Raw genomic sequence first — 23822 nt, forward strand, 5'->3', positions numbered from 1 at the left:
AGTCATGCCACACGGCAGGCTGGGAAATTGGTAGAATAAAATAGGAGCAGGGCGAGGATGTAAAAAAGGGGACAGAGACGTTCCCCTTTGCACTGTTCCCACCAGTCTCGGTGAATAATAGATAATAGCAACGGAGGGTAGATGTGATACAGCTGGCATATTTATTGGCCGCCACGCAAGGCAGACTTCAGAGTCCAGAGAAGCAGACGCGTTTTCAGGGCTTTAGTCATGATACTCGACAGATCCTGCCTGGGGAGATGTTTGTCGCGGTACGTGGAGAGCGCGGGGATGGTCATGACTATCTCTTTGATGCTATCGAGCGAGGGGCAACCGGGCTATTAGTGGAGGCACGCCACATCGAAAGTATGCCAGAGGCAGAGCAAGAGCGCCTGAAGCAGATCACGACTGTCATGGTTGAAGATACACGCCAGGCGCTACGGGCCTATGCCAGCGAGATTTTACAACATTGGCAGCCAACCATTATCGCCGTCGCGGGCGGCGTAGGCAAAACAAGCACGAAGGAGGCTATCGCCAGCGTGCTCTCGCGCAACTATGCCACCTTTCGCAGTTGGAAGAACTATAATGACCTGCTGGGCATTCCCCTCTCGCTGGGGCGGCTGGAGCCACAGCATGAGTACGCGGTCCTGGAGTTAGGTTGCGATCACCCCGGCGAGCTCCATGAGCTATGCCAGATGGTAAAACCCCATATCGGTATCCTTACCAATGTCGCTCCCGTCCAGCTCCAATACTTTGGCTCACTTGAACACCTGGCGAAAGAGCTCAGCGAGCTGCTCTATAGCCTGCCACCCGAGGGCTGCTTCTGGCTCAATGACGCAGATGAGAGATTGGTCAAGATCGTAGAACGCTACCAGCAGCAACGCGGTTCATCCACGCCAGATATTCGTCCACTCGGAATACGCGAGATCGATGAGACACAAATCCGAGTCGGCTGGGAAGGTCTCTCATTTCCCCTGGAGCAAGAGGGTGAGGTGGGAACGCTTACCCTGGCCTCGTGCCTGCTGGGACGTCAGCATATCGGCACCATGCTCGCGGCCTATAGAATTGGGCGCGCATGTGGCATGAGCGCGGAGGAGGTCAGTGAGGCTATGGAGCAGCTCAGCCCCATTGAAGGTAGGCTCAATCCGCTTCCAGGCGTCTATGAGTCCAGGCTCCTGGATGACACACATAATGCCTCACCGGGTTCCGTCCTGGCGGGGCTTCAGGCCCTTGACGAGTTGACTAACGAAGGCGGCAAACGTGTCGCCATCCTGGGCGAGATGCTTAATCTCGGTTACTACCAGGATGACTGGTATGAGCAGATAGGCGAGCAGGCCGCCAGCAAGGTCGATTATCTTATCCTGCGCGGCGAGCGAACCGCTCTGATCGCAGAGGGCGCCAGGCGAGCCGGGTTGACGAGCGAGCAGATAGAGCTGGTCTCCACCCACGAGGACGCCGCGCAATTAGCACGCAAATATCTAGAGCGCGAGGGCGAGGCCGAGCGCAACGTCGTCCTGCTCAAGGGATCAGAGGCCACGCGTATGGAGCGCGTCACCGAGATGCTGATGGCCCATCCCGAGGAGGCGCAGGAGAAATTAGTGCGCCAGACACCCGGTTGGAAGCAAATCCTGGTCTTACAGACTGAGCGCCCAACCTGGGTGGAGATCGACCTGAGCGCCATTGGCAATAATGTGCGCAAAATACGCGAGATCGTGGGGCCAGGGGTCCAGGTCCTGATCAGCTTAAAGGCTGATGCGTACGGGCATGGCGCGCTCAAGGTGGCGCGCACCGTCCTGCACAACGGCGCGAGCATGCTCGGAGTCGCCACGCTTAGCGAGGCCGCCGCCCTGCGTGAGGCTGGCATTGACGCGCCCATCCTGATCTTCGGCTACGTTCCCTACTGGCAGATGCGCGAGGCCGTGCGCCTGGGCGTCACGATCACCCTCTATAGCAGCGAATCGGCCCAGGCCCTCGCCCGCGCGGCCCAAGCGCTACGCCAGTCTGTACGTGTCCATATAAAGGTCGATACTGGAATGGGCCGACTCGGCATCCGTAGCGAGCAGGCAGAAGAGATTCTAGCCCTCGTACGCGAAGCAGGTGAGCTAGAGGGACTGGAGGTGGAGGGTATTTATACCCACTTTGCCAGCGCGGACGCCGATGATAAGACATACGCCCACATCCAGCTCGCGCGCTTCCAGCACATTCTGGAACTGCTTGAGCGGGCGGAAATATGCCCCCCAGTGGTACACGCGGCCAATAGCGCGGCAACGCTCAGCCTCCCCGAGGCGCACTTTACGATGGTACGCCCCGGCATCGCGATTTATGGCCTGGACCCCTCGGAAGAGGTCAGGGTACCAGATGGCTTTAAAGCGGCTCTCTCCTTTAAGACGCAGATCGCGCAGGTGAAAATGGTTCCCGCGGGCGAATGCATCAGTTATGGCTGCACCTATGTAACGGAGCGCCCCACGCGCATCGCGGTCCTGCCCGTAGGCTACGCGGACGGTTTCCGCAGAGCGCCGCGCAACTGGGAGAGCGTTCTCGTTCATGGGCAGGAGGCCCCCCTCATCGGGCGCGTATGCATGGATCAATGCATGATTGATGTCAGCGCCATTCCCCAGGTGCGTATGGGAGACGAAGTCGTGCTTATTGGTCGGCAGGGCAAGGCGGAGCTAACCGCCGAAGAGATTGCCAGAAGGCTCGGCACAATCAACTACGAGGTCGTCGCCGAGATCCTGGCCCGCGTCCCCCGCGTGAATTAAGAATTAAAAATAAAACAAGAGGGGCTGCACAGCCCCTCTTGTTTTATTTTTAATGGGCAAATCTAGAGGGCAAACAGGAACGTATTATCTACAAGGATTATCTTCAATGAAATACTTATGATAAAGAAGCTTTGCCATGACGCAAAGGAAAGACATATATGCAACAACCACTACAATCAGCCTCCTCTAAGAAGAAATTTCAGCCCACAAGTGCGGTCTTGATCGCTAATCCCACCTCGGGCAGCTATGTCAACAATAAAAAACAGGTAGATGAGACGGTACAGTTTCTCCAGACACAGGGCTGGGACGCCCATCTGCAACTCACGCAGCAGCAGGGAGATGCGGGGCGCTTTGCCCATGAGGCGGTTAAGCAGAACATCGATGTAGTGGTCGCGATTGGCGGCGATGGCACGATCAATGAGGTCATTCAAGAGCTGGCGGGTAGCGAGACCGCGCTCGGCATCTTACCAAACGGAACGGTCAACGTCTGGGCACGCGAGGTGGGTATTCCACTGGAGAACGGCGCGGCGCGCGAGATCCTGCTCCAGGGGCAGCGGCGGCGCATCGACCTGGGAAAAGTCAATGAGCGTTACTTCCTATTGATGGTAGGCATTGGCCTGGATGCCGAGGTCACCCACGAGGTAGAACAGAGGCCAGCCAAGAAACTTGGTGTACTGGGCTACCTCCTGGTTGGCCTCTGGAAGACCCTGACCTTCAAAGGCTTTCGCGTCTCTCTTCACATTGATGGGAAAGAATTAATTAAGACACATGCTACACAGATCGTGATTGGCAACACCCAGCTTTACGGCGGGGCCATCAAGTACACCTGGCAGGCCAAGTGTAACGATGGGCTATTAGATGTCTGCATAGCACGTAGTCAGAGCCTCATTAATACAGTTTTAATGGGCATAGACGTCCTTTTACATCGACGCCAGAGGCGGCAATGGGTACGCTATGAGACATGCAAAGAGGTAGAGATTCGCACCAGGCATGCCATTGCCATCCAGGTTGATGGTGATCCCTTGGGCTTCACCAGCGAACACGATGCGCAGCCTACAATCTTCAAAATTGTGCCCCAGGCCCTAAACGTGATTGTACCTGAAGATGTGCCCGCCTGCCTCTTTATTGATGAAGTCACTGGCTAATGCCATGTACAACTTGTTTTTGCCGCCTGCGGCGGCAGGGGGAAAGAATTTGGGGACACCCCAACCCCCGCAAGGGGCTCTGCCCCTTGACCCCGCTTCTGATTGTTTTATAGTCTTCCCTATAATGTACTCAGGAGCTATAGGCTAACCAACTCCTTGTAGGCGAGAGGATGGATGATAGATGGCAAAGGCAGCATTACACGAACGGCAACAGGAACTATTACAGGCGGAGCGTCGCCTGGCGAGCGAGCTACAGGAGTGCCTGAGCGGCTTCGCTGGAGCCGATGTGCAGATCGAAACGCTGCGCCAGGTCACGGCAACGCTGGAGGATCTGTTCCTGCTAGTCATTGTGGGCGAGTTCAACGCCGGAAAATCGGCGCTCATCAATGCACTCTTGCGCAGGGAAGTCATGGAAGAGGGCGTGCTTCCAACGACGCACCAGATCGCCATTCTGCGCTATGATGAGCAGCACACAGTTCATGAACGTGAGAATCGCATCCGGGAGGTCAGCTATCCAGCCGACTTTCTCCAGAATATCAGCATTGTCGATACCCCTGGAGTCAATGCCGTGCTGCGCGAGCACGAACAGCTTACTGAAGATTTCATCCCACGTAGCGACCTGATCATGTTTATTACCTCCGTCGACCGTCCCTTTACGCAGAGCGAAAAACTCTTCCTTGAGCGTATTCGCGCCTGGGGGAAGAAGGTCATCATTGTCTTAAATAAAATCGACCTCCTGCGCAACAAGGCAGACCTGGCCAAGCTGCTGCACTTCATTCACGACAACTGCAAACATCTACTGGGCTTTCAGCCAGAGGTCTTCCCCGTCTCGGCCCTTAAGGCCCGCCAGGCGCAGGAGGCAGCGGGAGAGCAGGCGATTGCCCTATGGGAAGAGAGCCGCTTCGGCAAGCTAGAAGAGTATATGTTCCAGACTCTGGACGCCGATGAACGCATTCGCCTCAAGTTCCTCAGCCCCTTAGGCGTCATGCAGCGCATCCTGGGGCAGACACAGAGCGCGGTAGAGAAGCGCAGCAAGCTCCTCGCGGAGGACGCGCGCACCGTCCACACTATTGAGGAACAACTCGAACGCTACCGGGAAGATATGGAGAGCAACTTCACGCACCGCCTGGGCGAAATCGAGAACATTGTTCTGGATATGCATGTGCGCGGGAATAACTTCTTCGATGACACCATTCGCCTGGGACGCATCTTTGACCTGATCAAGAGCGACCGCATTCGCCAGGAGTTTGAGCAGGAAGTCATCGGCGATAGCGCCACGCGCATCGATGCCGCGGTCCAGGAGTTGATCGACTGGATGGTCGAGCAGGAACATAAGCTCTGGCAGAACGTCATGGATTACCTTGAGCGCAGGCGGCAAATGAGCGTGCGCAGCGACGAAGATATGATAGGTTCGGTCAGTCGCCAATTTGATTATAACCGCCGCGCCTTACTGCAAGCCGTAGCACGCCAGGCGCATGGCGTCGTCCAGACCTATAACCGGCAAGCGGAGGCGGAAGAACTTTCACAAGATCTGCGATCTGCTGTGACCCAGGCAGCTATAGCGGGCGCGGGCGGCATCGGACTGGGCGCGGCCATCGTGGCCTTTGTCGGCACGGCGGCGGCGGATGTCAGCGGCATCCTGGCAGGCGCGGTCCTGCTCAGCCTGGGACTCTACATCATCCCGGCGCGGCGCAAGAAGGCCAAGCGTGACTTTGATCTCAAGATTGAGGCCCTACGCAAACGCCTGCATGGCGTGATGCAGGAACAGTTTCAACGCGAACTGCGCGGCTCTATGCAGCGCGTTCGTGAATCTATCGCTCCCTACACACGCTTTGTGCGCACCGAACAGAAGCGCGTCGAGATGTCGCAGGCCCGCCTCAATGAGATAGGCCAGGGCATTGCTGACCTGCGCACAGATATCGAGGGACCCAACGCTGCTAAGGAGATGCCAGAACAGGTAGAACAAGAAGAGGATATGGCCTATCACCACGCGGTAGTCGAGCCACGTCAGCATTACCAGGGTTTGTAAATAGTAGGTGGGAAATGATGTTGTGGCCGCGACTGGCGTATGCCAGTCGCGGCCACAACATCATTTCCCACCTACCTTGAGTTCTCTAATCGCTCCCTACAGTCTCTTTCTCACTGATAACCTCCTCGCGGGCTACTCTAGCCAGGCGGCTATGGTGTACACCATACAGGAAGTAGACAGCGATGCCCAACACCAGCCAGATCACAAAGCGGATCCAGGTAATCACTGGCAGATAGAGCATCAGGCCGAGACAGACCAGCATAGCGAGGATAGGGACCACGGGCACTCCAGGCGTACGGAAGGAGCGCTGCATATTGGGCTGCGTTTTTGCGCAGGATCAAGACACCAGCTGAGACCAGAATGAAGGCCAGAAGGGTGCCAATATTGACCAACTCAGCCAGATCACCGATGGGTGTAAAGGCCGCGATGAAAGCCACAATCACGCCGGTCAGGATACTGATGCGATAGGGTGTACCAAAACTTGGATGCACCCGCGCGAACCAGGGCGGGAGCAGGTGGTCACGACTCATGGCAAAGAAGACGCGGCTCTGTCCCATCATAAGTATCATAATGACCGCCGTTAAGCCGCATATAGCGCCAATGGAGACCAGGCCCGCTGCCCAGGGCTTACCAATAACCTCAAAGGCGGTCGCCATGGGGGCCGCGGTATTCAACTGCTTGAGTGTTTTGTAGGAGACGATGCCCGTCAGGATTAGCGAGACCGCAATATAGAGCACGGTACAGACAACCAGCGAACCGAGGATACCGATAGGCATATCACGCTGGGGATTCTTCGTCTCTTCAGCCGTTGTCGCCACGATGTCGAAGCCAATATAGGCGAAGAAGACGATAGCCGCGCCTGTCACCAGGCCACCCAGGCCATACGCCTGGGGCGGGAAACCTAGAATCAGTTGGAGAAAGGGCGACGCCAGCCCCCTTTGCCAGCGATGCTTTGCGCAGGTGGGATGAATGGTGTCCAGTTGGGAGGATGCACAAAGAAGATGCCGAAGACGATAAAGAAGGTGACCACACATAGTTTGATAATAGTCACGACCAGGTTAAAGCGCGAACTGGTGCGCACGCCAATCACCAGCACACAGGTCAGGATCAGAGCAATTGCAGCCGCAGGGAGATTGAGATGCAGGCCCGGCAGCGCGGGAATAAGCGCGGCCTTCCCTGTCAAAGTAGCGGGAACCATGATCCCCAGGCTCCTGAGAATGGTCGTGAAGTACTCAGACCAGCCGACAGAGACGGTAGAGGCCCCAACCAGAAACTCCAGAATCAGGTCCCAACCAATAATCCAGGCGATACACTCGCCCAGGGCAGCATATGAGTAGGTATAGGCGCTCCCCGCAACCGGAACAGAGCTGGCGAATTCTGCGTAACAGAGAGCGGCCAGACCACAGGCCACGCCCGCGATCATAAACGAGATGGCGATACCCGGACCAGCATAATTCGCGGCGGCGGTGCCAGTCAGGACAAAGATGCCTGTGCCAATGATGACGCCAATGCCGAAGACAATGAGGTCAATCGGGCCAAGCGTCTTACGCAGACTATGTTCTGGCTCTTCGGTGTCGCGTATAGACTGCTCCACAGACTTGGTACGAAAGATATTCATGCGCGAAAACAACCTCCCATCCAATTTTGCATGCGAGTAGATACGTATCCCCTCCAATTCCATCATACTCATACGACATAGTACTAATGCTCTGTTCAATTTCGTTTGAAAGGATTCATACCGCCTGCGGCGGTAGGGGAAAAGTGGGGAGTGCAGAGGGGCTGACGCCCCTCTGCACTCCCCACTTTTCCTTTTCAGGGGAAAGGGGAAAAGCACGCAGAGGGGCTGACGCCCCTCTGCACTCCCCACTTTTCCTTTTCAGGGGAAAGGGGAAAGGGACGCAGAGGGGCTGACGCCCCTCTGCACTCCCCACTTTTCCTTTTCAGGGGAAACAAGAATGCCGGTTGCAAACGTGTGCGTTTGCAACCGGCATTCTTGTTTCCCTTATCTAAGCGCCACAGGGCAAGGAGTTAGACCCACTGGTGCAGCAGGTCCTCCAGCGAGCCACCAATCACGACGGTATGGCCGGTGGGAAGCGAGGCATCCACTGCGCTGGCGGCGATGATCTCCCCCATCTCTTCAGCGGTAGGAAGCGCGCCAATCGAGTTACGGCGGCCATCGGCCAGGCCAGGCGCGGCGCGCTCAAGAAGCTTGGGCGTGATCGTGCCTTCAATCAGGTCGCCCGTGACGACCACCAGGCGTATTCCACGAGCAGTCAGTTCCGCCAGGCGCGCGCGTAGCTCCTGCTCACCAGCATATTTGGAGGCGGCGACGGACTCATAGTTGGGAATCTGTTTTACGCGACCATACAGGTGCGCCCAGTGGCTGGTGACAAAGACGACAGCGCCACCTTGTGCCATATAGGGGAGCGCGCCTTCAAGCAGGGCCACCTGGGCGTCGCGGTTGATGACCATTGGATAATCTGGATTTGTGGTCAGGAGATCACGCTCCATGCCGCCAGAAGCATTGAGGACCAGCAGGTCAAGCGAGCCAAAGTGTTCTCCCAATGTGCTAAAGAGCCGGGCCAGGTCCTCGGCACGTGTGATATCACAGCTAAGCGTCTCGGTTCGCACTCCAAGCCCACGAGCGATTGCCGCGACCTCTTCGGCACGCGCGGACTTATTGCGATAATTGAAGAGCACATTATAGCCGCGCGCAGCCAGGGCCAGGGTAGCAGCGGCTCCAATACCACGAGAGCCACCAGTGATCAAGGCGGTGCGAGAGATAGATGGTTCGCTTTGCATGTAGTGGTTTTCCTCAAGTTTCTTCATAGATTATGATTAGGCATCGAGGGCGACTTCGCGGCCCTGCTGGGCGGAGGTATAGCAGGCATCAATGACGCGTGCACGGCGCAGGCCTTCGCTGCCATTGTGCAGTGACCAGTTGCCACTATTGATATTCTCGATAAACTGGCGCGCCACGGCCTGGTGATACTCGCCACGCGAGACCTTGGGATTGATAGTGGCGGGAGCGCCAGCCACATCCGTGTAGATGCGTAGAGTATCTTCGGTTGAGTAGTTCTGGACCTTGATCTCAGCGCCGCCCTCGGTACCATAAAGAATAATACCATAGTCATCGCCAAAGCTGCTATGCGTAGCCCAGCTGGCCTCTAGAGTGAGTGTAGCCCCAGTTGAGAGACGCATAAATGCCGTCGCCAGATCCTCAACATTATAGTTATTCGATTTTTCGTGCTTGCCTGCATTCAGATTAAAACCCACACCCTTTGACCCAAGTTCACTATAAGTGGTCGCGGAAAGCGTCTTGATCTCAGGCTCATCGAGCAGATAGAGCGCCATGTCCAGCATATGCACGCCCAGGTCGATGAGAGGGCCACCACCGGACTTCTCCTTATTGACGAACCAGGAACCAACCCCTGGAATACCCCGGCGGCGCATCCAGTACGCCTTGGCATAATAAATCTTGCCCAGTTTCCCTTCATCGATATAGCGCTTGAGGACATGCACATCCCCGCGCTCACGATGATTAAAGACGACCTGTAAGACGCGGTTGGCCTTTGTGGCCGCCTCAACCATGGCCTCGGCATCCTTGAGTGTGTGCGCCAGAGGTTTCTCACAGAGAACATGTAGCCCACGCTCCAGGGCTGCAAGCGCAATTGGCGCATGCAGAAAATTCGGCACACCGATACTGACCGCGTCGAGATCATCGCGTTCAAGCAATTCTTCGTAGAAGCGATAGAGATGAGGAACCTGGTAGTTCTTGCCGAGTAGCTCAAGGCGGTCCTCCTCCAGACCTGCCAGGGCCACGACCTCTACCTGGGGCAGATTGCTATAAGCCCGCAGAATTGTCTCCCCACCAAAACCTAAACCAATAACGCCTACTCGTACCTTATTTACTGGTTGCAGATCGACCATTAGAAATAGCCACCTCTCCTGATTGGTGTGTACAAATGAAAAATAGAAAAACTTCTATTAAACGATTATTATATGAGCCAGGAGGGTGCGAGAGCAAATTGTAGGGTCAGGCGTTTTTGTTCAGCATATGAATGGCGTGTCCCAGCGCCCCCTCCGCGCTTTCGAGCAATGTCTCGCTCAAGCTGGGATGCGCATAGAGGATCTCGCTGAGATCAGTGAGAGTTGCCCCCATCTCCAGTGCAAGAGCTACCTGGCCAATGAGATCGCCAGCCCTCGTCCCTACCAGCGTTGCGCCAAGCAATACCTCGTCATCGGCGCTGGCGATCACAAAGGCGGCTCCATTGTCGGTGTTAAGCGTCAAGGCACGTCCATTCGCCGCGAGGGGGAAGCGGGCGCTCTTGACCTTGTAGCCCGCCTGCATCGCCTCTTCAAGCGTATAGCCAACGGAGGCAAATTCAGGCTGAGTATGGACCACGCGCGGAATAACCAGGGGCGCGAACTGCACTCGCTGGCCAGAGAGCACCTCGGCGGCGACCTTCCCCTGCTTCATAGCCACACTGGCTAGCGGGCTGGCGCCCGTACAATCGCCCACGGCATAGATGCGCTCGGTGCTGGTCTTGAGCATAGAATCTACAGCGATGCCGCCATGGTCATTGAGACGCACTCCCGCCGCCTCCAGGTGGAGATCTTGTACACGGGGGGCAACGCCAGCTGAGAGTACCAGCGGGCGCTCAGTAATGGTTGTTGGGTCAACGCGACTCTTGACCTGAATGCCTTGCTTGCGCTGTCCCGCCTGGAGCAGGCGCAGCAGCGCAGGCTCGGCGGAGGCAAGCAACTGCTCCCCTGGAGTATAGAGCGTCACATGTGTTCCCAGGCGTGCAAAGACCGTCGCCAGTTCGAGCGCGATATAGTCATCACCTGAGATAGCCAGGCGCTCAGGCAGTTGGGGAAGAGCCAGCGCCTGCTCAGGCGACAAAATTTCGCGCCCATCATACTCCAGCCCTGCGACTGTCGCTGGCATAGCCCCGGTCGCGATGATGCAGTGGTCAAATTTGAAGCGGTGTGAGCCATGGACGCCCTCCACGCGCACCTCGCGTTCATTGATAAACCAGCCAGTGCCGGTCACCATTTCCACGCGGTTGCCCGTGAGGAGCTGGCGCACGCCGTTAGAGAGCCGCGCCACTACACCCTCCTTCCAGCCCTGCATTGTAGACCAGTCAAAGGTCGTTGTCTCAACGTGTATGCCGAAGGGAGCCAGCTCGCTTGCCTGAGACTGGCTATAGCGTTCGCTGGCCGAGAGCAGAGCTTTAAGGGGAATACAGCCGCGATTGAGGCAGGTGCCTCCCGCGGCGCCTGGATCTATCAGCGTCACATGATGACCACATTGGGCGGCGCGAATAGCGGCCACGTAGCCGCCGGGACCCGCGCCCAGCACCAGGACATCGACAGCGGTGGTTACATCACCTACAACCATACAGAGACCTCTTTCTAGCGCGCTTCAAGATCTTATTCCGAAACCCAACGTCACTCTCGTGACTAGCGCTCCGCGCTCAGGGTTTTCGGATAAGTAGTAAGCGTGGTTACACCATATCCAGCATAACCTGTTGTGGCTGCTCAATCAGCTCCTTCAAGCGCCCCAGGAAGCGCCCCGCCTGCGCGCCATCGATCAAGCGGTGATCAAAAGAGAGCGCCAGCGGCATGGTTGGACGCGCCTGAACCTGTCCATCCACCAGCACCAATTTCTCCTGAATACGCCCTACGGCGAGAATGGCGGCCTCAGGATAGTTGATAATAGGTGTGCCGCTACTACCGCCAAACCCACCGACATTATTCAAGGTAAAGGTGCTGCCAGAGAGTTCTGGTAGAGACAGTTTGCGCTGCTTCGCTCCCTCGACCAGGTGTTCCAGGCGCTGCGCGATCTGGAGCAGCGTCAGGTGGTCGGCATCGCGCAAGACAGGGACCAGCAAGCCCTCAGGCGAGTCGGTCGCAATGCCTATATGATAAACACGCTTGTAGACGATCTCGCGACTCTTCTCATCCAGGCTGGCATTAAAGATAGGAAACTCTTTCAGCACAGGGATCAGGAGCTTGACGAGGAGGGGCATATAGGTAAAACGCACACCGCGCTGCTCCGCCACAGGCTTGAGCGTGGAACGCAGGGCCACCAGCGCGCTACAATCGACCTCGTCAAAGGCGGTCGCATGCGGAATCGTGCGCCAGGAGAGCTCCATACGTTCGGCGATGCGTTTGCGCAGGCCCGTCAGTGGCTGGCGCTCCTCCGCCGCTTCGCTGCCAGACACGATATGGACAGTCCCATTGCGGGAACTATTCGTGGCGGGGCGCGGGGCGGCCTCGGACCTGGTCTCCGGCTGTTGTCGTGGCTGCTTAAGAAAGGTCTCTAGATCCTGCATCGTCACGCGGCCATGCGAGGCCGAAGCCGGGACTTGTGCCAGGTCGATGTTCAGCTCAAAGGCGCGTTTGCGCACCGCGGGCGCGGCAAGAACGCGTAGCCTGCCAGCTTGAGGCGAGATATCGTGCGGCGCCTCTCGCTCTCGAACAGCGATGGATGTTCCGCGCTCGGGCTGCGTGGCCTGAGCGGTCTTGCTCTGTGAGGCGGTAGCTACAGAGGATGCAGGTGACGAAGGTTCAAAGGAGACCAGGCGCGCCCCTACCTTCGCGACCTCGCCCGCGGGCACGTAGATCTCCGCGACCTTGCCCGCCACGGGAGCGGGAATCTCCATCACAGCCTTGTCGCTCTCCACCTGCACCATTGGCTGGTCTAACTTGACTGTCTCACCGGGCTGTATCAACCAGCGCACAACCTCGGCCTCCTCCATCCCTTCTCCCAGGTCGGGTAAACGAAATTCTTCCATCGGTTCTCTCCGATTATTTTCTCTTCTCCCTGCTCGACGCCTGCGGCGTCGAGCAGGGAGGAATAAAAAGTGTTTTTTCGGGGACACCCCGAGCCCCGGCAGGAGGGAGACCCTCCTGCACCTCCCTTTTATCAGATTGAGGGGAGGAATTTGTGGGAACCTTCCTGCACCTCCCTTTTATCAGATTGAGGGGAGGAATTTGTGGGAATCCTCCTGCGCCTCCACTTTCAGGCTTTATGGTTCGAGCACCCGTTTGAGGGCGTCAAAGACGCGGGCGGGAGTGGGGAGATAGTAATCCTCCTGGCCGGGCACAGGGAAGGGTGTATCATAGCCAGTCACGCGCTCGACAGGCTTGAGCAGGGAGTAGAGACATGAATCATTAATGATAGAGACGACCTCGGCACCGACTCCGCCAGCGCGCGGTGCCTCGTGTACCACTACGGCGCGCCCCGTTTTCTCGACAGACGAGACAATGGTCTCTTCATCAAGGGGCCAGATGGTACGGAGATCGATAATCTCGACGCTGGCACCCAGTTCTGCTTGTGCACGCCTGGCGGCCTCCTGCGCCACGGGAACCATCGCGCCATAGGCGATCAGGCTAACGTCCTGGCCCTCCTGCACCACACCGGCCTTGCCCAGAGGGATGGTATAGTGTTCCTCAGGCGTCTCCTGGCGGAATGAGCGGTAGAGCTTGATGTTCTCCAGAAAGAGCACTGGATCGGGATCAGCCACGGCAGAGGCTAATAAGCCTTTCGCGTCATAGGGATTGGAGGGGAGCACGACCTTGATGCCTGGCGTCTGCATAAAAATCCCTTCCAGGCTGTCCGAATGCAGTTCTGGGGTGCGCACGCCTCCACCATAGGGGGCGCGAACCACCAGGGGGCAGGTGTAGACGCCAGCCGAGCGAAAACGCATGCGCGCAGCCTGGGTGACAAGCTGGCTCATACAGAGATAGAGGAAACCGGCAAACTGGATCTCGGCAATTGGGCGCATGCCATACACCGCCATACCAACCGAGCTACCGATAATAGCAGACTCCGCGAGCGGGGTATCAAAGACGCGCTGCTCACCAAAGCGCCGCTGTAGGCCCTCGGTAACCCGGAAGACGCCCCCATTGGCACCAATATCCTGTCCCAGTAGCACAATCTGCTTGTCCCGCTCTAGCTCCAGAGCCAGGGCACTATTCAAGGCCTCAATCATCGTCATCTGCATCGTGGCTTACTCCCTTCCATCCTGGCGCTGGCGCATATAGTGGAGAAGATCCTCACGCTGGGCCTGCAAGCGTGGTGAAAGCCCCTCACCCATCCAGTCAAAAAAGGCCTCCGGCGCATTGGGAGGCATCGCCAGCGCCTCACTCGCAGCCCGGTTGATCTCATCCTCAAGCTCACGCTGCATCTCCTGGTCCTGGGCCTCGGTCAGCATCTCTTGTGCGAAGAGCAGGCGGCGCAGGCGTGTGATGGGGTCTTTTCCCTGCCAGGAGGCAACTTCTTGGGCGTCACGATAGCGCGTGGGATCATCGGCGGTCGTATGCGCACCGATGCGATAGGTCAGGGTCTCAATCAGTGTAGGGCCAGCTCCTGAGCGCGCTCGCTCAACGGCCTGCCGCATCACGTCGTAGACGGCAAGGATATCATTGCCATCCACCAGATGAGAAGGAATGCCGAAGCCAAGACCGCGCGCAGCAAAGGAGGGCGCGGCAGACTGACGATGGCGCGGCACGCTGATCGCCCAGCCATTGTTCTGCACTACCAGTACCACGGGTGCCTGAAAGACGCCCGCGAAGTTCAGCGCCTCGTTAAAATCACCCTCAGAGGTCGCGCCGTCACCGCAGACGCCTACAGCGACTGCCGGGTCGCCCGACAGCTTCGCGCCCATGGCCAGCCCTACAGCATGCAGCATCTGCGTTCCAATGACGATCTGGATGGGGAGGCAGTGGGTCTCCCTGGGGTAGGTCGGCGTAAAGCCACGGAAAGAGTAGATCAGGGTGGTGAGCGGCACACCTTTGACGATGTGCGAGGCAATCTCGCGGTAGGAGGTCGCAAGCCAATCCTGGGGCTGCAGCGGCACAGCCAGGCCCACAGCCGTTGCCTCCTGACCCAGTAGCGAACCGAATGTGGTAGCGCGCCCCTGGCGCTGGAGTGCGATTATCTTATTCGAGAAGATACGTGCCTGGCTCATCGCGCGGTAAAAGCCCAGGAGGGTCTCAGAGGGCGAGGGACCCAGGTCAGGCATAGGTCCAACAAGCTGGCCCTCCTCATTGAGAAGTTGATAGGGGACCAGGGAAGTATCTATCTGTTGCGTCGTCACGAGCGACTCCTTCTAGTGAAATAAGTAGGGTCCATGCTGGCATGACTTCTCGCGCCTGCAGCGCTCGCCTGGGTAGGTGGTGTGGTGCGTACTGGCCGACCGCCGGTCGGCCAGTACGCACCACACCACCTACCCGAAAGATTATGCAGGTCGCGAAAGAATTTGCACATCGCGAAAGATTATGCAGGTCGCGAAAGAATTTGCACATCGCGAAAGAATTTGCACATCGCATTAACGATCAGGAGGCGAAGAGCCAGGGGGCCTCCTCGCGCCTGCGCTGCTCGTAGTCAGAGATATCCGTAGTATGCGAAAGCGTCCAGCCAATATTGTCGAGGCCATTGAGCAGAGCATGCTTCTTAAAGGTATCGATCTCAAAGCGCAGGATGCCGCCATCAGGCTTCGTCACGGTCTGCGCTGCAAGGTCAACCTGCAAGGTATAGCCTTCCTGGGCCTCGACCTCGTCAAAAAGCTGGCGCACCGTGGCCTCATCTAGCGTGATGGGTAACATGCCATTGTTGAAGCAGTTGTTATAGAAAATATCGGCGAAGCTAGGCGCGATCAGGCAGCGAAAACCATACTCCAGAATGGCCCAGGGAGCGTGCTCACGCGAAGAGCCACAGCCGAAATTATCGTCACTCAGCAGGATACTAGCCCCTTGATAGCGAGGCTGATTGAGCACAAATTCAGGGTTGGGTGTCTTATCATCGCCCTGGTAGCGCCAGTTGGCGAAGAGCGCGGACGCGAAGCCACTACGGCGAATGGTCTTGAGAAAGCGCGCTGGCGTAATCTCATCGGTATTGACATTGGTGCGGTCCAGGGGGGCGACCAGGCCCGTCAGCGTGGTAAATGGTTCCATAGAATGTCTTTCTCCTCTTAGTCCAGGGTTCGAATGTCGACGAAGTGACCGGCGCAGGCAGCGGCTGCCGCCATGGCAGGACTGACCAGGTGCGTGCGTCCGCCGCGTCCCTGGCGACCCTCAAAGTTACGATTGGAGGTGCTGGCACAGCGCTCACCAGCGGAGAGGCGGTCGCCGTTCATGGCAATACACATGCTACACCCGGCCTCACGCCACTCAAAACCAGCCTCGCGGAAGATATCGGCAAGCCCCTCCTCTTCGGCCTGGCGGCGCACCTGCATAGATCCTGGCACGACCATAGCGCGCACCGTGGGAGCGACGTGCCTCCCCTTGATATACTGCGCAGCCAGGCGCAAGTCCTCCAGACGCGAGTTGGTACAGGAACCGATGAACACGGTATTGAGCTGGATATCCTCGATCCGCTGACCGGGCCGAAGATCCATATACGCCAGCGCACGCTCCATCGCCTGGCGCTTCACGGGATCTTGCTCCTGGGCTGGATCGGGCACCACGCCGCTCACATCGGCGACCATGCCTGGATTTGTGCCCCAGGTGACCTGGGGGGCCAGGCCCTCCACATGCACCTCGTACACGGCATCGAAGGTCGCGCCGGGATCCGAGGGCAACAGCTTCCAGGTCGCAACCGCCTGCTCAAAGAGCTCACCCTGGGGAGCATAGGGGCGTCCCTTGATATAGGCAAAGGTGGTCTCGTCGGGAGCGACCATGCCCGCGCGCGCACCGGCCTCAATCGCCAGGTTACATAGCGTCATGCGTCCCTCCATCGAGAGCGCGCGCACGGTCGAACCACTAAACTCGATTACATGCCCGGTACCCACGCCGGTCCCCAGTTGGCCAATAACGTAGAGCGCCACATCCTTCGCCGTCACGCCTGGCGAGAGCTGGCCCTCAATGCGAATATTCATGGTCTTCGGCCTGTTCTGCAAGAGACACTGCGTCGCCAGCACATGCTCGACCTCACTGGTGCCAATTCCAATGGCGAAGACGCCGAGCGCGCCATGCGTCGAGGTATGCGAATCGCCACAGACCAGGGTCATTCCAGGTAGGGTCAAGCCCAGTTCAGGGCCAATGATATGTACGATCCCCTGGTGCGCGTCCTGCATATCAAAGAGTGTCAGGCCAAAGTCGCGCGCGTTCTGCTCCAGGGTCGTGATACAGAGCGCACTCTCGTTATCGACGACATCGAGCATGCGGCGCCCAGTCACCGTGGGGACATTATGATCAAGCACGGCCACGGTGGCATCCGGGCGACGCACAGTCCGGCCAGTTGTACGCAGGCCAGCAAAGGCCTGGGGCGAGGTCGCTTCGTGGACGAGGTGGCGATCAATATAGAGCAGCGTCGACTCGCCCGACACGGCGCGAACCACGTGGGCATCCCAGATTTTATCGAACATTGTCTTTGGCATCATCACATCCCTCCATTGGTGATCATTAAAATCTTATTCCGAAACCCAACGCCACTTGCGTGTCTAGCGCTTCGCGCTCAGGGTTTTCGGATAAGCAGTAAGTAGTTTAGAGCAAGGGGAGGCGAAGTAAATTGTCGGGTCCAAGCTGGCTTGGGCTCCTCGCGCTGAGAGTGCTAATAGTGCTAAGCTCGCCGGGACAAGGCCATGCAAGCATGGCCCCTACAATTACCATATATACAGCAACAGGCGCTCAGGCGATATTGGTTCGTCCCTGAGCCGTTTCGGCAATATAACGCATATCCAGTTCTTCGAGCGTCTTCTTTTTACCCAGTAAGAGCTTCGCCATCTGGAACGCCTGATCAAGCTGCTCTCTCTCCAGGTCATAGCCAAGATCATGCATCTGTGCGGCAAGCGCGGCTCTGCCTGAGAGCTTGCCAACAAAGATGCGGCGATCAGCGGCGGAGAGACCGATAGACTCGGGCGTCATAATCTCATAGGTGCGTGCGTCTTTTAGCACACCGTCCTGGTGAATACCACCGCCATGCGCGAAAGCGTTCTTGCCCACAATGCTCTTCGTCCATTGCGGCTCCATGCCAGAATAGTGCGCGATCAGGCGGCTAGTCGAGGTAATCTTCGTCGTATCCACATGCACATCCAGGCCCAGTGCGGCGGAACGAGTGCGCACTGCCATGATCACCTCTTCGGTCGCAGCATTGCCAGCTCGCTCACCCAGGCCATTGAAGCTTGTATCAACGCGCTCAGCACCGTTACGCAGGCCCTCCAGCGCGTTGGCAACGGCCAGCCCCAGATCATCATGACAATGAGCAGAGATGCGGCACTGGGGGAATTCGCGCTTGATATCGGCGACGAGCTTGCCAAACTCCCAGGGCAGGGCAATGCCCACCGTATCGCAAAGGGTCACAAAGCGCACACCCTCTTTGATGATAGCCTCACAGACCTCAAGGATAAAGTCGTACTCGGTACGTGTCGTATCTTCGAGAGCGAAATCTACATTTTCGGTATACTGGCGGGCATGGGCCACGGCGACGCGCGCCATCTCCAGGACCTCGGCCCGCGTCTTGCCCATTTTGATCTCGCGATGCAGGGGAGAGACACCAATAAAGGGTTGGATCGCGGGGCGCGCGGCAATCTTGACCGCATTCCAGGCAGTATCGATATCGGATATCTGCGCGCGCGCAATGGCACAGACATCCGCGTTCTCGACCTTAGAGGCAATCATGCGGACCGCCTCAAATTCACCGGGGGAAGAGACAGGGAAACCACAATCGAGGGTATCAAAGCCCATGTCGGCCAGAGCTTGCGCGATTGCAAGCTTCTCTTCAGGAAAGTAATTGACGCCTGGTGTTTGTTCACCATCGCGTAAAGTGGTCTCGTAAAACTTGATAACGCGTGGTTCTATAGCCATACCAAGTCACTCCTTTGTGCTGAGAGACGAACCATCAAACCAGAGCGGTACGCATAACAAGCTTGTAGATAAATATGCGGTAGGACAGCAGGTGAGAGGCACCTCTAGAAGCCATCCATCATTCTCACAAAACCGGTCTCTTGACTCCTACTTTCATTGTGACATAGACGCTAAGCATGAGGCGGAATGCGGGGATTGCCAGCAGGTGCAATGCATTGATAGTTATCGACCTTGACACCAGAATGCAGAACACGTGGCAGCCGTGGCTAGAAACCCCATCGTTTCGCCACACCACAACAACACTGAGAAACGTATTGAAACTTTTCTCCCGCCATTATACGCAAGAAAATCATTAAACTGCAAGCAGAAGCCTCAGGCCGCAAAGTGTTACCTATTTCGCCCTTTGACATTACACCTCGATGTACGTATTATCAACTAGCATACAAGTATATCGATCTAAAGGCACGTAGCGCTTTTTAGCAAGGAGAAACAATTTATATGTCGTATGAGCCAGAAGAGGGGAAGACACCAGATCATCCCCAGGAATCCTCGCCCAGGGAGTCAGAATATAGAGAATTTAGCGGGCAGAATATAAATGGAGCACCAGAACAGCCAGCTTATACCCAGCCAAGCGCTTACACGCAGCCGATACCTCCGTATCCTCCTCAGGGTGGCTACCCTCAACCTATATTTCCTTATCAGCAAGGCTATCCTCAGCCAATACCTCCGTATCCTTATTTGGGCGCTTATCCTCAGCCCGTGTATCCTTATCCTCCTCAGAGAGCAGATGCTAGATACTATCCGGAGCCACCACCCACGCCACTTACGCTCAAAGAGGGATTGCGCCAACTGCCTCGCCAATGGTGGAAGGTTGTGAGCAAGCCATCCATACGCTCCTTTGCTGAGGAAAAAGGGAAGGCCAGTTGGAGCGTGATATTGATTCTATTGCTTATCTATGCCGTCGTTCAGAGCGCCACTCTCATTCTTGAACCCTATATTCCTGGCACTTCCACAAACATTAGTAACACTCTCAATCAGAATCTGAGCCAGAGCACCTATTCAAGCACAAATGTATTCAACTCTGCTGATTTTACGCGCGCCATACTCCTGATAGAAGGACTCTTTGGTATCATCCTTTTCCCCCTCTCGTATCTCTTCGGTGAGGGCATCTACTTCTTGATCGCCAAACTCTTCAAGGGGAGAGGCAGCTATCTACAGCAAGTGTATGCAGACATGCTCTACATCATCCCCACCACTGTAGGCCTCTCCATTCTTTCATTGGTGCCTTTCCTTGGCGGAATACTACAACTAATCCTGAGCATGTTCATAGGTGTCTACTTCTATGTTCTGCGCATCTTTGCGACCCAGGCTGTGCATAGGCTGAGCATTGGGCGCGCGCTGGCAGTCGTCTTCATTCCCCTGGGCCTGGCATTTCTCTTGAGCTTTCTGATGATCATCATCTTTTTCTTTGTAATCATCGGCTTCATAGCATTTTTCATGCATTTACATAGTGCGCCCTAACCAGATACGATAGCAACCAGTAACACCGAGAGAGGATGAAGTGGCAGCGGGTGTAGGCACGCTGCCACTTCATCCTCTCTCGAATGTGCCTCTCACTACTGGCAAAGGGAGGTGAGAGTGAGTACAATAGGATGGATACATTTTCGTGCGAGGAGTTTTCTGTTATGTCACAAGATCCCAGGACGGATTATCCCAGCTATGGAGGCCCAGGCCAGCGCCCCACGCAGTATAATCCCTATCCACAGCCTGGTGGTCCCCAGGGCGGCTACAACTATGGACCACAGGGCGACGCCTCCCAGATGCTAGAGGAGCCAGGCTCACTGAAAGATGATCTCTTACGCCTCCCCAAGGTGTACTGGCGCGTCTTAACGCGTCCAGGCACACAGACCCTTGCGCAGGAGGCAACACGAGGTCAGTGGGACATCGTCTGGATCCAATTGCTCATTTATGCTATTGTTACCGGTATTATCTACTATATTAATCTGCTCCTCTCGGGCGGACTGCCAAGCCTCAACGCCCAAGGCACCGGCACCATCTCACTCCCCTCGACCGCGCAACATGTGCTTGAGGTCGCGGCCTCCCTCGCTATTATCGCCTTTATTCCTTTAGTTTTTTTCATCTGGCAGAGCGTCGTCTTGATCTGTGCCAGAATGTTTGGGGGCCAGGGTCACTTTGTGCAACAGAGCCATGCCTTTCTGCTCTTCTGGGTCCCCCTTGGTATCATCAGCGGTCTGTTAGGCCTCGTACTCTCTTTCCTTGATACAGTACCGTTTCTCATCATCGCGGCCATCTTCGCCTGTTATCAGCTCGTGCTGGGCTTTCTTGCGCTGAAGGCCGTACACCGTCTCAACACAGGGAGGGCCATAGGCGCTATTCTGGCCCCTTCATTTATCCTCCTCCTCTTCGCGGCGTGTGCCCTGGGCGCCCTGGGAGCACTCAGCAGCCTGGCGTATGGGGGATAGATCGAAACGTCATGCGCCGCGTTAGCGGCGCATGACGTTTCGATCTATTTTCTGCTAACGTGTACGGGCCAGAGGCCCAGGCCCATCAGGCGGGGGAGCAGGCTGCTCAGGACGGGAAACCTGCCCATCAGACGCAGGGGCAGGGGAAGCGTAAAGGGGTGATCTTGATCTTGTGCCAGCGCTAGCGCGAAGACTCGGTTCTGTAAAAAGGTTTGTACAAGCTGAATAAACCTGGTGGGAATTTCACGTCTCCTCTGTACGGCGGCGAGATGCTTGAGCGGTAGCTGTCCACGTTGCAGATCAGGAGCCAGAATATTGGCGGTCGCGACCGCATCCTGGATCGCATAGTTAATGCCCACGCCGCCCACTGGGGACATGACATGCGCGGCATCGCCAATCAAGAGCATGCCTGGGCGATACCATTGGGGGAGGCGGCTCGCCTCGACCGAGAGAACCGAAACTTGCTTCCAATCGCGTAGCTCCTGGGCGCGTTCAGCAAGCTCGGGCAGTGTCTCGGCCACCACGGCCCGCAAATGCTCAAGGCCCGCCGCGCGCACCTGCTGATACTGCCCCTTGGGAATAACATAGCCAACTTGCCAGTAATCGAAACGGTTTAAGAGTACCAGGATGGCACGCACCCCAAAACGGGCGAGGGTCTCGCTGCTATCTCCCAATTGGCGCGAGAGACGGAACCAGAGGATATCCATCGGTGGCGAGGCCTTGATAGGCTCCATACCCGCTAGTTTGCGCATGCGCGAGAAGCGACCGTCCGCCCCTACCGTGAGGGGGGCGCGCACCTCGTGCCAGCCATCCTTCCCCGATAACGCACTCCACGGACCACGCCATCTTCCTCGATTAAGCTATCCACCTGGGCATTAAACACAAGCTGAAAACAGGGATAGTGGCTCGCCTCGCGTGTAATAAAATTGAGGAAGTCGACCTGGGGTAAGAGTGCCACAAAGGGATATTTCGCTGCTTTTGCCAGGTGAGCAAAATTCGCGAGATGCACCTCTCCCTGTGAGGTCTGAAAGACCATCTCACGCATCTCTGTGTGCTGTAGCTGGAGAAAATCCTCGGCCAGGCCAAGCTCATCGAGAATCGTCATGACCGAGGGGTGAATCGTATCGCCCCGAAACTCGCGATCAAAATCGGCATGCGCCTCCAGGAGTATAACCGGAATATCCTGCCGCGCCAGCAGCAGAGCCAGCATCACCCCGGCTGGTCCACCACCGACAATGCAGCACGAGGTCTCGACGCTATCAAGTATATCATGGACGGTAGAAATGGTCTGATTCTGCATATGCTCTTCTCCTGTCCGTCAGCTCCACTGCTGGAACCAGAGGTGTCATCATCCGCTAGCAGATAATGCCATCTGCACACTGCGTAAGGCCTATACTCCAGGATACACACTACAAAAGAGCAGCCAGAAACAACAAGGTAAACACTCCTAGGCCGCCTCGCGGCGCTCCTCTCCGCGTAAGCCATAAATACTCGCGAAAAACTCCAGATTCTCACGCGCGGTCAGGTCATTATAGAGCGCGCTGGCCTGCGTCATATATCCGATGGCAGGGGTCACCGCCTGGGAAGGCACGCGCTTTCCCAGAATAGAAATAGTTCCTTGTGTGGGTCGCGATAAACCTACCAGCAAACGGATAAGCGTCGTCTTCCCAGAACCATTGGGGCCAATAAAGCCATATGTCTCGCCCGCGTTGATCATCAACGAAAGGTCTTTTAGCGCATAGAGCGAACCAAAGCGCTTCGCTACATGCTCAAGCACAATTACAGGCTCGCCTACCCGTGACTGTTGCTCCATTGCTGCATCCCCAGCCTTACTCATGAAGAGCCGCCTTTCTTATTGATTGATCAGGCAATTAATAGCAGAGCAAAAAAAGAGCTTGAGACTCAATCTGGTAAGAGTCCTTGAAGAAAAATATCAGCGATAGTGTTTGCAACTTGCTCCTGACTATAAGCAAGTGCTTGTGAATCGAGAAAGATTTGGCGCCGTAAGACAAAGCCAATCACGCTCCCCATCAGTGTTTGTGCAGCCAGGCGACTATCCTCTACACGACGCAGCTTCCCCTGCTGCATTTGCTGGTCAAGGTAGGCTGCGAGCGTATTTACGGCTCGCTGAAGCACACTGGGAGCCACGGGTAAGATGCTGGGATTATGCATCAACTCTGGCAAAATGACGCGAATAATCTGCACAAATTGCTCACCTTCCACAATCTTGAGCACCCGCAACACAAGCGAAGGCAAGAACTGGGCTGGCGGCAACTCCATCACCTGCGCGGGAAGAGAACGCAGGAGGCTCAGAGGAGAGCGCTCCTCAAGTACCGCCTGCAACAGGGCCTCCTTACTCTCAAAGTAATGATAAATCAGGCCTGGAGTCACATCAGCCTCATGCGCAATATCCTTATTTGTTGCACGTGAAAAGCCCTTGCGCGCAAAGACGCGTATTGCCGCATCCAACAACTGTTCGCGCCGATCCTCAACGACCTTCGGGGTCCTGGCCATACATCTTCACTCCAAATTATTAACTAACCGATTAATTAATAGCATACACCAATACAGCACCAAAATCAAGCCAAATCTG

16 protein-coding genes and 2 pseudogenes are annotated in these 23822 nt (G+C 56.5%); 5 read left to right on the top strand and 13 right to left on the bottom strand.

Translation table 11 applies throughout. The features are described from left to right. Window positions 1-143: 143 nt before the first annotated feature. The 3 genes from alr (at window position 144) to JMJ16_RS24880 (ending at window position 5930) form a co-directional block, all read left to right on the top strand. Window positions 144-2756, top strand: coding sequence for an alanine racemase (gene alr / locus JMJ16_RS24870; RefSeq protein WP_201385856.1), 2613 nt, complete (start codon window positions 144-146; stop codon window positions 2754-2756). A 158-nt stretch (window positions 2757-2914) separates the two neighbouring features. After that, window positions 2915-3901 (top strand): diacylglycerol kinase family protein, encoded by a 987-nt coding sequence (locus JMJ16_RS24875; RefSeq protein ID WP_201385859.1) that lies wholly within the window; start codon window positions 2915-2917, stop codon window positions 3899-3901. A 181-nt stretch (window positions 3902-4082) separates the two neighbouring features. Continuing rightward, on the top strand, window positions 4083-5930 hold the full coding sequence (locus tag JMJ16_RS24880) for a dynamin family protein (protein WP_201385861.1): 1848 nt from the start codon (window positions 4083-4085) through the stop codon (window positions 5928-5930). Between the two features lie 85 nt (window positions 5931-6015). Here JMJ16_RS24880 and JMJ16_RS57255 read toward each other — a convergent pair. The 10 genes and pseudogenes from JMJ16_RS57255 to JMJ16_RS24930 form a co-directional block, all read right to left on the bottom strand. Beyond that, window positions 6016-7548: pseudogene (locus JMJ16_RS57255) on the bottom strand (amino acid permease). A 410-nt stretch (window positions 7549-7958) separates the two neighbouring features. Then, window positions 7959-8732 carry an SDR family oxidoreductase gene (locus JMJ16_RS24890; RefSeq protein ID WP_201385863.1) on the bottom strand — a complete coding sequence of 258 codons (774 nt, stop codon included), beginning with the start codon at window positions 8730-8732 and terminating at the stop codon, window positions 7959-7961. A 36-nt stretch (window positions 8733-8768) separates the two neighbouring features. Beyond that, complete coding sequence (locus JMJ16_RS24895) at window positions 8769-9860, bottom strand: Gfo/Idh/MocA family protein (RefSeq protein ID WP_201385865.1); 1092 nt, start codon at window positions 9858-9860, stop codon at window positions 8769-8771. 106 nt (window positions 9861-9966) lie between these two features. Then, a complete protein-coding gene (lpdA, locus tag JMJ16_RS24900; protein ID WP_201385866.1) occupies window positions 9967-11334 on the bottom strand; it encodes a dihydrolipoyl dehydrogenase in 1368 nt (455 codons plus the stop codon). A gap of 106 nt (window positions 11335-11440) precedes the next feature. Next, the gene (locus JMJ16_RS24905) at window positions 11441-12733 is read right to left on the bottom strand and encodes a dihydrolipoamide acetyltransferase family protein (RefSeq protein ID WP_201385867.1); all 1293 of its coding nucleotides are present in this window, start codon (window positions 12731-12733) and stop codon (window positions 11441-11443) included. 234 nt (window positions 12734-12967) lie between these two features. Continuing rightward, window positions 12968-13945, bottom strand: a complete 978-nt coding sequence (locus JMJ16_RS24910) for an alpha-ketoacid dehydrogenase subunit beta (RefSeq protein ID WP_201385868.1) — start codon at window positions 13943-13945, stop codon at window positions 12968-12970. A 6-nt stretch (window positions 13946-13951) separates the two neighbouring features. After that, window positions 13952-15040, bottom strand: coding sequence for a pyruvate dehydrogenase (acetyl-transferring) E1 component subunit alpha (gene pdhA, locus JMJ16_RS24915; RefSeq protein ID WP_201385871.1), 1089 nt, complete (start codon window positions 15038-15040; stop codon window positions 13952-13954). A 238-nt stretch (window positions 15041-15278) separates the two neighbouring features. Continuing rightward, a complete protein-coding gene (leuD, locus tag JMJ16_RS24920) occupies window positions 15279-15896 on the bottom strand; it encodes a 3-isopropylmalate dehydratase small subunit (protein WP_201385873.1) in 618 nt (205 codons plus the stop codon). Window positions 15897-15913: 17 nt separating this feature from the next. Next, window positions 15914-17323: a 3-isopropylmalate dehydratase large subunit gene (leuC, locus tag JMJ16_RS24925; RefSeq protein ID WP_236601676.1), complete on the bottom strand. Its 1410-nt coding sequence runs from the start codon at window positions 17321-17323 to the stop codon at window positions 15914-15916. A 247-nt stretch (window positions 17324-17570) separates the two neighbouring features. Then, on the bottom strand, window positions 17571-18746 hold the full coding sequence (locus tag JMJ16_RS24930) for a 2-isopropylmalate synthase (protein ID WP_201385875.1): 1176 nt from the start codon (window positions 18744-18746) through the stop codon (window positions 17571-17573). 498 nt (window positions 18747-19244) lie between these two features. Between JMJ16_RS24930 and JMJ16_RS24935 the strand changes: the two genes are divergently transcribed. Together JMJ16_RS24935 and JMJ16_RS24940 are read left to right on the top strand one after the other, a co-directional pair. Beyond that, window positions 19245-20267, top strand: a complete 1023-nt coding sequence (locus JMJ16_RS24935; RefSeq protein ID WP_201385876.1) for a Yip1 family protein — start codon at window positions 19245-19247, stop codon at window positions 20265-20267. Between the two features lie 164 nt (window positions 20268-20431). Further along, a complete protein-coding gene (locus JMJ16_RS24940) occupies window positions 20432-21229 on the top strand; it encodes a Yip1 family protein (RefSeq protein ID WP_201385879.1) in 798 nt (265 codons plus the stop codon). Between the two features lie 44 nt (window positions 21230-21273). On the opposite strand, the pseudogene JMJ16_RS24945 reads toward JMJ16_RS24940, so the two are convergent. The 3 genes and pseudogenes from JMJ16_RS24945 to JMJ16_RS24955 all read right to left on the bottom strand — a co-directional run bounded on the left by JMJ16_RS24945 (window position 21274) and on the right by JMJ16_RS24955 (window position 23743). Then, window positions 21274-22529 (bottom strand): annotated as a pseudogene (locus tag JMJ16_RS24945) (FAD-dependent oxidoreductase). A 147-nt stretch (window positions 22530-22676) separates the two neighbouring features. Continuing rightward, window positions 22677-23066 carry an ATP-binding cassette domain-containing protein gene (locus tag JMJ16_RS24950; RefSeq protein WP_236601677.1) on the bottom strand — a complete coding sequence of 130 codons (390 nt, stop codon included), beginning with the start codon at window positions 23064-23066 and terminating at the stop codon, window positions 22677-22679. A gap of 65 nt (window positions 23067-23131) precedes the next feature. Next, on the bottom strand, window positions 23132-23743 hold the full coding sequence (locus JMJ16_RS24955) for a TetR/AcrR family transcriptional regulator (protein ID WP_201385880.1): 612 nt from the start codon (window positions 23741-23743) through the stop codon (window positions 23132-23134). Window positions 23744-23822: the final 79 nt, after the last annotated feature.

This window comes from Ktedonobacter sp. SOSP1-52, from assembly GCF_016587395.1.